The following is a 13,048-nucleotide window of genomic DNA, read 5'->3' on the forward strand; positions in this document are numbered from 1 at the left end:
CCCTATCCCCAGGGGTGGGCTGGCGCCGATCCGGGCAGCCAGCAAGACTCACTGCAGGAACACCACCTTGATCACTGCCGCCGTTCCCGCAGCCCACAGCATGGACGTGAGCGTTCCGATGATGAACCGCTCCGCAGCCACGGGGGTCTCCTTCAATTCGGCGAACCTGCCCAGGCCTTTGATGGCCACAATGTAGGCAATGGCCACCGGCTGTCCGGTCAGGATGGCCACGCAGACGCCCAGGCGTTCCAAGACTCCGATGATTGCCCCGCCGCGCAGGATCCGCTGGGCCGGCAGCGAGGGCGCAAGCTGAGGAGCGTCCGACGACGGTTGGCCGCCACCCGCCGTCAGCTCACCGTCGACGGTTTGCCCCGTACCAGCCCGCGGGGCTTCCGAAACGGTGTCTACCGTGACATCGGCTGAAGGGTCCTGGGCTGATGCGTCGTGGTCCGATTTCCTGGCTGCGTCCGCTTTGTCGTCAATGGTCCTGGCGAGCCGGAACACCAGTGCGGTCACAGGCCATCCTGCGAATCCGGCCACCAACAGGGCAACTGTGATCCAGAGTGCGTTCACCGGTCTCCTTCAATCTGGGAATGGGCGTAGTCGAGGAGCATGGCCGCGGCAGGCCTGGCGGCCCATTCCTCCTGCCAGCCGGACCTGAGCACAGCACGGCTCACCGACTGCTCCGTGATTCCCAATTCCTGGGCCACGTGTTTCTGGCTGCCGTGCTTTCCATCGCCGCCCTGGAGCGCGCGCAACCGGTCCACCACCCGCCACTGGGCTGGTGTGCGTTGCTGCACCACCCGTCCGATCAGGCGAAGCACCGCCTGGGCATTTGCACTGGTCATGGCTCCTTCCTTGGCGTGGGGAGGAATCTCCCGTCCACGGCCAATGCTGCCGGACACCACCGACAACGGAACCTGACCAGCCGAGCCCTTGGCGAGTTCCACGGCCTTTCGCGCTGCCACAAAGCCGCTCCCGGAACCTTCCCGGGGGCTTGAGCCCGGGGTGAGCTGCACGGCACCTATCCCGATCCCGACGTACCAGTGCCCGCTCCGGAGTGCGTACAAGGCGATCTCCACCACGTCCTCGGCATGTTCCACAACACCCTGGAGTTCATCACCCACCGACCGTTCAAAGGGCGCCGGGGTGAGGCTGCGCAGCGCGGCGATCAGATCGGGAACGCGGTCCACGTCGGCAGTGCTGCCTCGCTGGTCGATGGTCAGTACGTACATGCCTTAACCGTACGCAGATAATCACGCATAATCAATCAAAAATAGCTGATTATCAAATATCAGCCAATAAAGGCTGATTGATGAGAATCACCCAGTCCGCTCGGGTACTGCCGTAGCCTACCGGGATCCGCTCCAGGCGATCCATCCACCGGCGACTGCCATGAGCCAGGGCGCCGTCGGCCTGGGTCGGCAGGCTGCTTCATCACGTCCTGGTTTCCGCCGAGGTATGCTCTCCGATGGCGGGGGTGGCAAACGTGGAAATCACGGCCGGCACGAGCAGCAAAGCCGTACCGGCCACGGCGGTGACCATCGAGGCCAGTGCCAGGCGTCCCGTCCTGCTGTTGGCCATGGACCAGCCCAGGGCGAAAACACCGAGGAGGGCCAGGATGGTTCCGGCGGTGCTGCCGAACAAATGGCTGAACTGGTATGAGTCGGAGCTGACAAAGCGGGCCCCGGCCTCCGGGTCCTTTTCCTGTTCCGGCTGCGACTGCAGCATGGACCAGGCGGTGACGAGCCACGAGACAGGCAGCGCCCACTAACCGGGCACCGCGAACTCCTCGTGCAGGAGTCAGCCGAACAGGTTCACCGGCTTCACGATGTCGGCGTAGATCAGCAGCGCGCTCATGCCCATCAGCAACGCGGCCACCACATAGGTCACGGGGAGCAGCTTGGCGATGTCGAAAGCGCCTGGATCCGGTTTGCCGAAAAGCTTGGCCACCCGTCGCCGCGCCCCCTCATACAGCGCTCCGGCCACATGGCCGCCGTCCAGCGGAAGCAGCGGGATCAGGTTGAAGACCGCGAGCGCAAAATTCAGGCCGGCGAGCAGCCCTACCAGGGCCCCAATCCTGGACTGGAGCGGCACTTCCTCCATGGCCGCCACTTCACCGGCCACGCGCCCCACGCCCACCACGCTGATGGGGCCGTTGGGATCGCGCTCTTCCTCGCTGAAGGCCGCCTTGGCCACGCCCACCACCCTCGCGGGCAGGTTGAAGACGACGCCGGCCACTTGTTTGATGTTCTCGCCCGCCATGGGCAGGACGGACGACGCCGGCTGGGGAACCAGTTCGGTCTGCGCGCCGATGCCCAGGAAGCCGACGTCCTGGTAGAGGAGATTGCCGGCGTCGTCCTTGGCCTGGCGTCCGTCCACGCCGACGACGGGGCGGGCGGAGAGCACCGGTGTCACCGTGGTGGTGACGGGCGCGCCGTCGCGCTCCACGGTAATGCTGACTTCCCTGCCGGCGGAGGCACGGATCCATTCGGTCATCTGGCCCCAGCCGGTGACATCTTTCCCGTCAAAGGAGGTGACCACGTCGTTGGGCAGGAGACCGGCAGCGGCCGCCGGGGTCAGCTGGCAGTCCGGGGAATCGGGATCAACCGTTTGGCCGGCCGCCACCTGGCATTTGGAGACGTCGGCGATGGTGGTGGTGGCCGTGGCCATGCCGAAGCCCATCAGCAGGACGGCGGTCAGGACCACGCCGATCAGCAGGTTCATGGCCGGACCGCCCAGCATCACGATGATTTTCTTCCACACCGGCAGCCGGTAGAACACACGGTTTGCGTCCTCCGGACCCACTTCCTCGTGTGCCATGGACCGGGCTTCCGTGGCCAGGGTCTGGAACATGCCGGTGCTGGAAGGGCGAACGGTTCCGTCGTCCTTGTTGGGTGGATACATGCCGATCATGGACACGTAGCCACCCAGCGGAATCGCCTTCACTCCGTATTCAGTTTCGCCCTTCCGCTTGGACCACAGGGTGGGGCCGAAGCCGATCATGTACTTGGTGACGCGCACCTTGAACAGCTTGGCGGGCACCAGGTGCCCCACTTCGTGCAGCGCAATGGACACGGCAATGCCGATCGCCACAAAGACGACGCCGAGGATAAAAAGGAGGACGGGGCTCATGCGTGGATCTGCTGCTTCCTAGAGACTGCTGACTGCTAAACGTTCGTGGGCGCGCGTACGTGCCCAGTCTTCAGCATCCAGTACCGACTCCAGCGTCAGCCCGGAGGATCCTGAATGTTCGCTGAGGACAGCATCGATGGTGTCCACGATTTCGGTGAAACGGATGCGCCCCGAGTGGAACGCCATGACCGCTTCCTCGTTTGCTGCGTTAAACACGGCGGGAAACGTGCTCCCCTGTTTGGCGGCGTCCTTGGCCAGGTCCACGGCCGGGAAAGCGGCCGTGTCAAGCGGTTCAAACGTCCAGCTGGTGGCCTTGGTCCAGTCGCAAGGGGAGGCCGCTTTGGGGACTCTGTCCGGCCAGCCCAGCCCCAAGGCAATGGGGAGGCGCATGTCCGGCGGGGAGGCCTGGGCGATGACGGACCCGTCAATGAACTGAACCATGGAATGGACCACCGACTGCGGGTGGACCACGACGTCGATCCGGTCCAGCGGCACGTCGAACAGCAGATGGGCTTCGATGAGCTCCAGGCCCTTGTTGACCAGCGTGGCCGAGTTGGTGGTGACCATCAGACCCATGTCCCAAGTGGGGTGCGCCAGGGCCTCTTTCGGGGTCACGTCGCGGAGCTGCTCCCGCGTCCGGCCGCGGAACGGCCCTCCTGACGCCGTCAGGATGAGCTTCTCAACTTCGGCCGCGGAGCCGGAGCGAAGGCACTGCGCTATCGCTGAGTGCTCGGAGTCCACCGGCACGATCTGCCCCTCACGGGCGGCCGCCTTGACGAGCGCTCCGCCCACGATCAGCGATTCCTTGTTGGCCAGCGCCAGCGTTGCACCTGACTTCAGGGCGGCGAGGGTCGGGGCGAGCCCGATGGACCCGGTAATGCCGTTGAGCACCACGTCCGCCTCTACTGCGGCGATGCGGGCCGAGGCGTCCGGGCCGGCGATGATTTCGGGGCGATAGTCCTGCCGTCCGGCGAGGCGTGCGGCCTCGGAGATCAGGTCCCGCAGCTGCCGCGGATCCCCCGCGGCGATGCCCACAGCGGCGGCACCGGTGTGGACGGCCTGGCGGGCCAGGAGCTCCAGGTTTCCGCCGCCGGCGCTGAGCGCCACCACCTCAAAAAGGTGGGGAGCGCCGTCGACGACGTCAATCGCCTGGGTGCCGATGGAACCGGTGGATCCGAGGAGGACGATTCTGCGAGGCTGCATTGGTTAAGTATCCCGCACCCGGCCCGCGGTCCGGTCAGGAGCCCGCCGCCAGCTCGATGAAGCCTTTGGCCAGAGTGGACACGGCTCCTATGTAGGCGATGGTCACGACGATCCGGCGGACAGCGGCCGGCTTGACCTTGCCGGACAGCAGATCGCCCGCGATGATTCCCGCCACCATGGCGGCCAGGATGCTGAGCCATTGCCAGCCATCCAGGCCGGGAACATGTCCACCGGACAGTACGTACTTGCTTACCAGCGACGACAGTCCGGTGGTCACGAAATAGGGCTGGAGCGTGGCGCTGAAACTTTTCTGCTCCCAGCGGGTGGCAATGGCGTAGGCGGTGATGGCCGGTCCGCCGACGCCGGCTGCCGCGTTCAGCAGTCCGCTCGTGAAGCCGAGGGACACCATGGGAGCGGGACCTTTGGCGCGCCATGTGCTGCGGGTCAGCCGCTGTGAAGCCAGTAGGGCGATGATGATGAGGATGCCGATGCAGATCTCCAGCGGCGCTTCGGGCACGTTGCTGGCCAGCCAGGCGCCCGGCAGCACCCCCGCGAGGGCGGCGAGCGCCAGTCCGAAGTAGCGCTTCCAGTCCACATGCCGCCAAACCCTGGAAAGGATCAGGAGGGATGAGGCCGCGCCGCACAGGTTAATGATCATCACGCCGTCGAAGGGTCCGAGCAGCACCACCAGGATGGGAGAGACGAGGAGGCCGAATCCGAGGCCGGCCAGCCGCTGGGCCAGTGCCCCTGCAACGACGGCAATGAGCACCAATGCAAACACCATCCGATCCTAGTGGGCGGACTGCGACGCCGGGCGTAACGTGGATTGCGTGGACTGGGTTTCCTGGTTCGATGCGCCGGAGTACGGATTCGCCCGGCAGGTGCTGCAGCGAGGTGTGGCGGCACTGTTCTTTGTTGCGTTCCTGTCCTCCCTGAACCAGTTCCCTGCGCTGCTGGGCGAACGCGGCCTGATACCGGTTCCGGACTATCTGGAAGGGTTCAGCGCGCGCCGGCGGCCCACGCTGTTCCGTTGGCGTTATTCGGACCGGCTGCTGCGTGGTGTCTGCTCCACCGGACTGGCAATTTCCGCCCTCCTGCTGGCCGGCATCCCCCAACTCGGGCCGCCGTGGGTTCCGCTCATCGCATTTCTGGCCCTGTGGCTGCTTTACATGTCGATCGTCAACGTGGGGCAGACGTTTTACGGCTTCGGCTGGGAGATGCTGCTGCTGGAGGCCGGGTTCACGGTGGCGTTCCTTGGCTCCGACCAGACGGAGCCGCCGCGCACCATCCTGATCCTGCTGGCCTGGCTCGTGTTCAGGCTGGAGTTCGGCGCCGGGATGATCAAGATCCGCGGCGGCCGGGAGTGGCGTGACCTGACGGCCCTCTACTACCACCACGAGACCCAGCCCATGCCGGGGCCTTTGAGCCGCCAGGCGCATCTCTTGCCCAAGCCTTTCCACCGGCTGGAGGTCCTGGGGAACCATTTCGCCCAGCTGGTGGTGCCGTTCTTCCTCTTCGCACCCCAGCCCCTGGCTAGCGCCGCCGCCGGCATCATCATCTTCACCCAGCTGTGGCTGGTGGCCAGCGGCAATTTTGCGTGGCTTAACTGGATGGCCATTGTGCTGGCCTTCGCCGCGGTCAGCGACCCCGTGGCCAACGCCGTATTGCCATTCCTGCCGCCGGATTGGAATCCCCCGGAAGACAGCCGCGGCAATCCCCCGTACTGGCTAGCCCTCACTCTCGTGGCGACGCTGCTGCTGGTGGTGCTCAGCTACTGGCCGCTGCGCAACCTGCTCTCCAAAGGGCAGCTGATGAATGCGAGCTTCAACCGCTGGCAGCTGGTCAACACGTACGGGGCGTTTGGCACCGTGACCAAGCACCGCGTCGAGATCGTGGTGGAGGGCACCCTGGACGAGGAACCTGAGGACTCGACGGAGTGGCGCGAGTATGCGTTTAAGGGCAAACCCGGAGACGTGCGCCGGCTGCCCCACCAGTGGGCGCCGTACCACCTGCGGCTGGACTGGCTGATGTGGTTCCTGCCGTTGCGCACGGTCCACGAGGAGTGGTTTTACGCGTTTCTCACGAAGCTGCTGGAGGCGGACCAGCAGACGCTGCGGCTTCTCCGTGCGGACCCGTTCGACGGCGATCCGCCGCGCTGGGTGCGTGTCAACAGTTACCTGTACCGTTTCGCCACCAGGGCTGAGTTCCGGGAGACGGGCGAGCGCTGGGTCCGGACGCCGCTCTATGAGGCCATCCCGCCGCTGTCACTCCGCGGTTCCCGCGGGCGGCGGCGGTGATTCCGCCCCTGGTGATTCGGGGCCCAGTGATTCTGGCCCGGTGATTCTGGCCCGGGCGATTCCTGCCCTGGTGGCCCTAGGAGTGGATGCCGGCCCGGCGGATGGTGGCCTCCGCGTGTTTGAGGATGGGGCCGTCGATCATTTTGCCCCCATGCTGGAACACACCGGATCCGGCGGCAGCGGCGGCCCGCAGCAGTTCCGTGGCGGCGGCGACGTCGGCCTCGGACGGGGCGTAGGCGCCCCTGACAACGGCCGCCTGCGTGGGGTGGATACAGGCTTTGGAGCCGAATCCTGACGCTGCGGCATCAGCAGCCTCCAGCGCCAGCCCTTCAAGGTCCGGGATATTGACGTACACGGCGTCCACGGCTTCTTTCGCAAAAGCCCGTGCGGCGAGCAGCACCGCGGACCGGGCGTGCAGCGCCACGGCACGGTAGCCGCCGTCGTCCGTTCTGCTGGACGTGCCGTTGAGGGATGCCAGGAGGTCCTCGGCGCCCCACATCAGTGCCACCACGTTGGGGGCTGCCGCGATGGCCGGCGCGTTGAGGATCCCGGCGGCGGTTTCGCACAGGGCGATGACGTGGTAGTCCGCCAGGGCTTCGAGCTGTGCCGCGCTCTCAGCCTTGGCCAGCATCACCGTGCGGTACGGGGTGTGGGCCAGGCAGTGCAGATCCTTCTCGAACTCTTCGGTGCCGGCCGGGTTGATCCTGACGATGGTCCGGCTGGGATCGAGTTCCGGCCCCTCCCCGGCTGCGCCCAACTGGGCCAGGATGGCGCCGCGCGCCCGCTGCTTGTCCGCAGGGGCCACGGCGTCCTCGAGGTCCACGATGACAGCGTCCGCGCGTTGGGCAGCCTTGGGGAAACGCTCCGGACGGTCAGCAGGGCAGAAGAGGAGGGCAGGACCCATCACAAATGTCATACGGACATTGTCCCCTCTTCGGGGCCCTGCACGCTCCCCTTTTCGACTCCTGCAGACTGCGCCTGAAGTCCAGAAGCCTGCCCAAGGTGGGCGTCCCGGGTCCACATCAGGCAACTCCGCGTGGCCAGCGCCACCACGGTGCCGTCCTGGTTCCTGCCCGTGTGTTGCATGGTCACGATTCCCTGGCCGGGACGCGATCCCGAGAGCCGTTTCTGCACGATCACAGTTTCGGTGTAGAGGGTGTCGCCGTGGTACAGCGGGTGCGGGAAGGACACGTCCGTCAGGCCCAGCTGCGCGATGATGGTGCCCTGGGTGAGCTGCGATACGGACTGTCCCACCAGGGTGGACAGCGTGAACATGGAGTTGACCAGTCGCTGGCCGAACGGCTGCCCGGCGCTCCAAGCGGCGTCCAGGTGCAGGGCCTGGGTGTTCATGGTGAGCGTGGTGAACAGGACGTTGTCCGCCTCGGTCACGGTGCGGCCGGGCCGGTGCGCGTAGACAACGCCTTCTTCGAGCTCGTCAAAGTACAGGCCGCGCTGTTCGATGACCCGGGGATTGTCCGCCGTCATACGGAGAGCTCCTGGTCCTCTTCGAACAATTCGGCGCCGGTGGCCGCCGCCACGTCCTCCACGGAGACGTTGGGGGCCAGCTCGCGGAGCACCAGCCGGGACCGCCCGCCTTCGGTGACGACGTCGATCACGGCGAGGTCGGTGATGATCCGGTCCACGCAGCCCTTGCCGGTCAGCGGCAGCGAGCAGTGCTCCACGATTTTGGGGTTGCCGTTGCGGTCCACGTGTTCCATCATCACGATCACCTTCTTGGCGCCGAAGACCAGGTCCATGGCCCCGCCCATGCCTTTGACCATCTTGCCCGGGATCATCCAGTTGGCCAGGTCCCCGTTCCGCGCCACTTCCATGGCGCCGAGCACGGCCACATCCACGTGCCCGCCGCGGATCATGCCGAACGACGAGGCGGAGTCGAAGAACGCGGCCCCCTTGTTGACCGTGACGGTTTCCTTGCCGGCGTTGATGAGGTCCGGATCTACTTCGTCCTCGCTGGGGTACGGTCCCACGCCCAGGATGCCGTTCTCCGAGTGGAGCACCACCTCGACACCTGCCGGGATGTAGTTGGGAATGAGTGTGGGCATGCCGATGCCAAGGTTGACGTATTGCCCGTTGCTGAGCTCCTGGGCCACCCGGGCGGCCAGTTGGTTGCGGGTCCACCCTTTGGCCTCCGGATTGGTGCCTTCCGGATGGCCGACGGCGGCACGCCGGTATTCCGGCCGGACGGCTTCAGGGCGGGGAGGCGCTCCCTGCGTGCTGTTGGACTCCATAGCTACGCTCCTGCCTGTTCGGTCGCCGCGGCCCGTTCAAGGGCCACTGTCCGCTTTTCGATCCGCTTCTCACCGGCCGGCACAACCACCACCCGCTGGACAAAAATGCCGGGCGTGTGGACGTGCTCCGGGTTGAGTACTCCGGGTTCCACCAGCTCCTCCACCTCGGCGATGGTGATTTTCCCCGCCATCGCGCAGAGCGGGTTGAAGTTCATGGCGGTGGCGTGGAAGACCAGGTTGCCGTGGCGGTCGCCTTTCCAGGCGTGGACCAGTCCGAAATCTGGTGTCAGGGATTCCTCAAGGACATAGTCCACTGCATTGAAAGTCCGCACTTCCTTCGGGGAAGAGGCGATGGCGATGCCGCCGTCGGCGTCGTACTTCTGCGGCAGGCCGCCGTCGGACACCTGCGTGCCAACCCCCGCCTTGGTGTAGAAAGCGGGGATGCCGGCGCCGCCGGCCCGGAGCTTCTCCGCAAGAGTTCCCTGCGGGGTCAGCACCACCTCAAGCTCACCGGACAGGTACTGGCGCGCGAACTCCTTGTTCTCTCCGACGTAGGAACTGACGGTCCGCCGGATCCTGCCGTCGCGAAGAAGGACGCCCAGCCCCCAGTCGTCCACGCCGCAGTTGTTGCTCACGGTTTCGAGGTCCTTGGTGCCGTGCCGGTGCAGGGCATCGATCAGGGCTACCGGGATTCCGCAGAGGCCGAACCCTCCCACCGCGAGGGACGCGCCGTCGGGAATGTCCGCAACGGCTTCCTCGGCGCTGGCAACAACCTTGTTAATCATCAGTGATCCTTTCAGGCCTGCTACAGTCCGAGTTCGCGGGCGATCAGCATCAGCTGGACCTCCGTGGTGCCCTCGCCGACTTCAAGGATCTTGGAGTCGCGGTAGTGGCGTGCCACGGTGAATTCGTTGATGAAGCCGTAGCCGCCGAATACCTGGGTGGCATCCCGCGCGTTGTCCATGGCCGCCTCGCCTGCGACCATCTTAGCGATGGCGGCCTGCGTCTTGAACGGCTTTCCAGCCAGCATTCTCGATGCGGCGTCGTAGTAAGCGAGGCGGGCCGTGTGCGCCCGGGCCTGCATGCGGGCGATCTTGAACGAGATGGCCTGGTACTTGCCGATGTGGTGGCCGAACGCGCTGCGTTCCTTGGCGTACTTCACCGACAGGTCAACGCAGCCCTGCGCCGCCCCCGTGGCCAGTGCGGCGATGGCAATGCGGCCTTCGTCCAAGATGGAGAGGAAGTTCGCATAGCCGCGGCCTTCCGCACCGAGCAGGTTCGCTTCCGGGACGCGGACGTCCTTCAGCGTAAGAGGATGCGTGTCGGAGGCGTTCCAGCCCACCTTGTTGTAAGCCTTCTCAGCCCTGAATCCCGGTGTGCCGGTTGGCACCAGGATGGTGGAGATCTCCTTCTTAAGGCTCCCGTCCTTGCGTTCCTTCTGGCCCGTCACGGCGGTGACCGTGACCAGGCGCGTGATGTCCGTCCCAGAGTTCGTGATGAATTCCTTGTTGCCGTTAATCACCCAGTCACCGTTCTCCCGCCGGGCGTGGGTCTTGGTCCCGCCGGCGTCCGAGCCGGCTTCCGGCTCCGTCAGGCCGAAACCGGCGAGCGCCTTGCCCGAGGCCAGCAGCGGGAGCCACTCCTCCTTCTGCGCCTCGCTGCCGAACCGGTACACCGGCATCGCGCCGAGGGAGACCCCGGCCTCCAGCGTGATGGCCACGGATTGGTCCACCCGGCCCAGCTGTTCGAGGGCGAGCGCCAGGGCGAAGTAGTCCCCGCCCATTCCGCCGTGCTCTTCCGGGAAGGGCAGCCCGAAGAGGCCCATATCTGCCATCTGGGACACCACTTCATAGGGGAAGCTGTGTTCTTCGTCGTGCTTGGCCGAGACCGGCGCCACCACGTTGTCCGCGAAGTCCCGGACGGTGTCGCTGAGGTCCTGGTATTCCTCGTTGAGTTCAAAATCTGCCATGGCTAGGCTCCCTTGCCTGTGTTGTTGGAATCCTGCAGTGAATCCGCGTCTGAATCCGTGATGGATGGGTGGATGGTAGCCAGCACCTGGTCCGCTTTGACCGGCTGACCGGCCTTGACGCTGATGTGGACCGTGCCGGCCACCTCTGCCACCAGCTGGTGCTCCATCTTCATGGCTTCCACGGAGAGGAGAACCTGGCCGGCTTCCACGGTGTCGCCGTTGCTGACGGCAACCGACACCACCGTTCCGGGCATGGGCGAGCGCACCTCCGGGTCCGCGGTGCCTTCCTCGCGCTCGATGGCGGCGAGCACACGTTCCAGCCGTGATTCCCGTGTCAGCACTTCCAGCCGGCAGGACCAGCCTGCATTGCCGAGGAACAGTTCCGCGGGAACGCCGGAGGCCGGATTGCCGGGGTCCGGGCTGCCGGGACCCCACGACGCCGGGGCCAGCGAATACTCCGTGGCTTCGCCGTCGAGGGTCACCTCCCCATGGTCGCGCCGGGAAAAGCGCAGGGAGGCCTGACGCCACGGCCCCTCGCCGACGCGGACCCGGACCGAACCGGCGGCCACGCGGCCTGTGACACTCACTGTTGCGATGCCGCCGTCGGGCGTTCCCAGGCTGATCCGCCGGGGCGCCGGCGCTCCGATCCGCCAGCCGTTGCTGGCCTGCCACGGACCGGCGGGCGTCACCGGGCCGCCCTGTTGCCCGCTCACAGCGGCGTACAGGGCTGCCGCGACCAGTTCGGCGTCGTCAATCCGCCGGAACGCGAAGTCCGGCATCCTGCGCTCGATCAGGCCGGTGTCGAGATGCCCTGCGCGGACGTCGTCGTCGTTGATCAGCAGCCGCAGGTACTCAACATTCGTGTCGATGCCAAGGGCTGTGTAGCCGGCGAGCGCCGCGTCCAGCGTGTCCAGGGCAACAGTGCGGTCCGGGCCCCACGCGATGACCTTGGAGATCATGGGATCGTAGCTGGACGAGATCTCCAGCCCCTCCAGCAGGGCCGAGTCCACCCGGATCCTGCCGGCTCCGTGATCGGGCATTTCGTCCAGTAGGAGCACGGTTCCGGTGGACGGCATGAAGTTCCGCTCCGGGATTTCCGCGTAAACGCGGGCTTCGACGGCGTGCCCGTTGAGTTCGACGTCGGCCTGCCGGACGGTCAGTTCCTCGCCGGCCGCGATGCGCACCTGCCATTCGACCAGGTCCACGCCGGTGACCATTTCGGTCACCGGGTGCTCCACCTGGAGGCGGGTGTTCATCTCCATAAAAAAGAACTCGTCCGGGGCCTCGTCGGAGACCAGGAACTCCACAGTTCCCGCGCCGCTGTAGTGGACGCTCCGTGCCGCCTGGCAGGCGGCGTCGCCGATCCGCGCCCGGGTGGCACCGCCGTCGTGCAATGACTCAAGCAACGGCGACGGCGCCTCCTCAATCACCTTTTGGTGGCGGCGCTGCAGCGAGCACTCGCGCTCCCCCAGATGGATGACGTTGCCGTGGTTGTCAGCCAGGACCTGCACTTCGATGTGCCGCGGAGTTCGGACCAGCCGCTCCAGGAACAGCGTGTCGTCGCCGAAGGCACTAGCGGCAACGCGGCGGGCTGTGGCCAGCGTGGCTTCGAGGTCCTCGTGGCGTTCCACGATGTGCATGCCCTTCCCCCCGCCCCCCGCTGACGGTTTGATGAGCAGGGGGAATCCGACGGCCGCCGCGGCCCCGATCAGCTGCGTGTCCGTCATGGCCGGCTCGGCAATGCCCGGCACTACCGGGACGCCGTAGCCGGCCACGTGGTTCTTGGACCGGATCTTGTCTCCCATGACGTTCAGGGACTCGACGCCGGGGCCGATGAAGGTGATGCCGGCCGTTTCGAGGGCGCGGGCAAAGTCCACGTTTTCGCTCAGGAAGCCGTAGCCGGGGTGGACGGCCTCGGCGCCGGTGTCGCGGCAGGCCTGAATGATGGCCTCGATCTTCAGGTAACTTTCTGCTGCGGCGGCCGGGCCGATCCGCACGGCAGTGTCAGCCTCGCGTACGTGCCGGGCCTCCGCGTCGGCGTCGCTGTAGACGGCTACGGAACGGATGCCCAAGGCACGCAGGGTGCGGATGACCCGGCAGGCGATCTCCCCGCGGTTGGCGACAAGCACGGTGTTGAACAGCGGTTTCTGCCGGGTTGTTGAAGGAACGGCAGGCAAGGAAACGGTCATGGCTGG

Annotated in this window: 13 protein-coding genes; 1 reads left to right on the forward strand and 12 read right to left on the reverse strand. The window is 66.2% G+C overall.

Annotated elements, in window-relative coordinates:
* Positions 1-48: 48 nt before the first annotated feature.
* From ACZYZ4_RS10040 to ACZYZ4_RS10065, 6 genes are all read right to left on the reverse strand, one after another.
* Positions 49-573 (reverse strand): hypothetical protein, encoded by a 525-nt coding sequence (locus ACZYZ4_RS10040; RefSeq protein ID WP_463860441.1) that lies wholly within the window; start codon positions 571-573, stop codon positions 49-51.
* A complete protein-coding gene (locus ACZYZ4_RS10045) occupies positions 570-1,235 on the reverse strand; it encodes a MarR family transcriptional regulator (protein ID WP_463860442.1) in 666 nt (221 codons plus the stop codon). Before ACZYZ4_RS10045 ends, ACZYZ4_RS10040 begins: the two co-directional genes overlap by 4 nt.
* 202 nt (positions 1,236-1,437) lie before the next feature.
* Entirely contained in the window at positions 1,438-1,731 is a 294-nt protein-coding gene (locus ACZYZ4_RS10050) for a hypothetical protein (protein ID WP_463860444.1), read from the reverse strand.
* A gap of 72 nt (positions 1,732-1,803) precedes the next feature.
* A complete protein-coding gene (locus tag ACZYZ4_RS10055; RefSeq protein WP_463860446.1) occupies positions 1,804-3,135 on the reverse strand; it encodes a M50 family metallopeptidase in 1,332 nt (443 codons plus the stop codon).
* Between the two features lie 18 nt (positions 3,136-3,153).
* Positions 3,154-4,338 (reverse strand): 1-deoxy-D-xylulose-5-phosphate reductoisomerase, encoded by a 1,185-nt coding sequence (gene dxr / locus ACZYZ4_RS10060; RefSeq protein WP_463860448.1) that lies wholly within the window; start codon positions 4,336-4,338, stop codon positions 3,154-3,156.
* A gap of 34 nt (positions 4,339-4,372) precedes the next feature.
* Entirely contained in the window at positions 4,373-5,122 is a 750-nt protein-coding gene (locus ACZYZ4_RS10065; protein ID WP_463860450.1) for a TSUP family transporter, read from the reverse strand.
* A gap of 46 nt (positions 5,123-5,168) precedes the next feature.
* Between ACZYZ4_RS10065 and ACZYZ4_RS10070 the strand changes: the two genes are divergently transcribed.
* On the forward strand, positions 5,169-6,635 hold the full coding sequence (locus ACZYZ4_RS10070) for a lipase maturation factor family protein (RefSeq protein WP_463860452.1): 1,467 nt from the start codon (positions 5,169-5,171) through the stop codon (positions 6,633-6,635).
* A gap of 76 nt (positions 6,636-6,711) precedes the next feature.
* Here the strand turns inward: ACZYZ4_RS10070 and ACZYZ4_RS10075 are convergent, their stop codons facing one another.
* From ACZYZ4_RS10075 to ACZYZ4_RS10100, 6 genes are read right to left on the reverse strand one after another with little or no spacing between them, the layout of a single operon-like run.
* Complete coding sequence (locus ACZYZ4_RS10075) at positions 6,712-7,551, reverse strand: HpcH/HpaI aldolase/citrate lyase family protein (RefSeq protein WP_463860454.1); 840 nt, start codon at positions 7,549-7,551, stop codon at positions 6,712-6,714.
* Positions 7,548-8,120 (reverse strand): MaoC family dehydratase, encoded by a 573-nt coding sequence (locus tag ACZYZ4_RS10080; protein WP_463860456.1) that lies wholly within the window; start codon positions 8,118-8,120, stop codon positions 7,548-7,550. The genes ACZYZ4_RS10075 and ACZYZ4_RS10080 overlap by 4 nt, the downstream gene beginning before the upstream one ends.
* Positions 8,117-8,884 carry a CoA transferase subunit B gene (locus ACZYZ4_RS10085; protein ID WP_463860458.1) on the reverse strand — a complete coding sequence of 256 codons (768 nt, stop codon included), beginning with the start codon at positions 8,882-8,884 and terminating at the stop codon, positions 8,117-8,119. The genes ACZYZ4_RS10080 and ACZYZ4_RS10085 overlap by 4 nt, the downstream gene beginning before the upstream one ends.
* 2 nt (positions 8,885-8,886) lie before the next feature.
* Positions 8,887-9,669, reverse strand: a complete 783-nt coding sequence (locus ACZYZ4_RS10090; RefSeq protein ID WP_463860460.1) for a CoA transferase subunit A — start codon at positions 9,667-9,669, stop codon at positions 8,887-8,889.
* 20 nt (positions 9,670-9,689) lie between these two features.
* Positions 9,690-10,853: an acyl-CoA dehydrogenase family protein gene (locus ACZYZ4_RS10095; RefSeq protein WP_463860462.1), complete on the reverse strand. Its 1,164-nt coding sequence runs from the start codon at positions 10,851-10,853 to the stop codon at positions 9,690-9,692.
* A 2-nt stretch (positions 10,854-10,855) separates the two neighbouring features.
* Positions 10,856-13,042, reverse strand: coding sequence for an acetyl/propionyl/methylcrotonyl-CoA carboxylase subunit alpha (locus ACZYZ4_RS10100; protein WP_463860464.1), 2,187 nt, complete (start codon positions 13,040-13,042; stop codon positions 10,856-10,858).
* Positions 13,043-13,048: the final 6 nt, after the last annotated feature.

Source organism: Pseudarthrobacter adonitolis (genome assembly GCF_055412845.1).

What these genes read in the sequence shown, in the direction of transcription:
- ACZYZ4_RS10045 (WP_463860442.1), bottom strand. Translation starts at nt 1,235, where the DNA reads ATGTACGTACTGACCATCGACCAGCGAGGCAGCACTGCCGACGTGGAC.
- ACZYZ4_RS10050 (WP_463860444.1), bottom strand. Translation starts at nt 1,731, where the DNA reads ATGCTGCAGTCGCAGCCGGAACAGGAAAAGGACCCGGAGGCCGGGGCC.
- ACZYZ4_RS10055 (WP_463860446.1), bottom strand. Translation starts at nt 3,135, where the DNA reads ATGAGCCCCGTCCTCCTTTTTATCCTCGGCGTCGTCTTTGTGGCGATC.
- dxr (WP_463860448.1), bottom strand. Translation starts at nt 4,338, where the DNA reads ATGCAGCCTCGCAGAATCGTCCTCCTCGGATCCACCGGTTCCATCGGC.
- ACZYZ4_RS10065 (WP_463860450.1), bottom strand. Translation starts at nt 5,122, where the DNA reads ATGGTGTTTGCATTGGTGCTCATTGCCGTCGTTGCAGGGGCACTGGCC.
- ACZYZ4_RS10075 (WP_463860454.1), bottom strand. Translation starts at nt 7,551, where the DNA reads ATGACATTTGTGATGGGTCCTGCCCTCCTCTTCTGCCCTGCTGACCGT.
- ACZYZ4_RS10080 (WP_463860456.1), bottom strand. Translation starts at nt 8,120, where the DNA reads ATGACGGCGGACAATCCCCGGGTCATCGAACAGCGCGGCCTGTACTTT.
- ACZYZ4_RS10085 (WP_463860458.1), bottom strand. Translation starts at nt 8,884, where the DNA reads ATGGAGTCCAACAGCACGCAGGGAGCGCCTCCCCGCCCTGAAGCCGTC.
- ACZYZ4_RS10090 (WP_463860460.1), bottom strand. Translation starts at nt 9,669, where the DNA reads ATGATTAACAAGGTTGTTGCCAGCGCCGAGGAAGCCGTTGCGGACATT.
- ACZYZ4_RS10095 (WP_463860462.1), bottom strand. Translation starts at nt 10,853, where the DNA reads ATGGCAGATTTTGAACTCAACGAGGAATACCAGGACCTCAGCGACACC.
- ACZYZ4_RS10100 (WP_463860464.1), bottom strand. Translation starts at nt 13,042, where the DNA reads ATGACCGTTTCCTTGCCTGCCGTTCCTTCAACAACCCGGCAGAAACCG.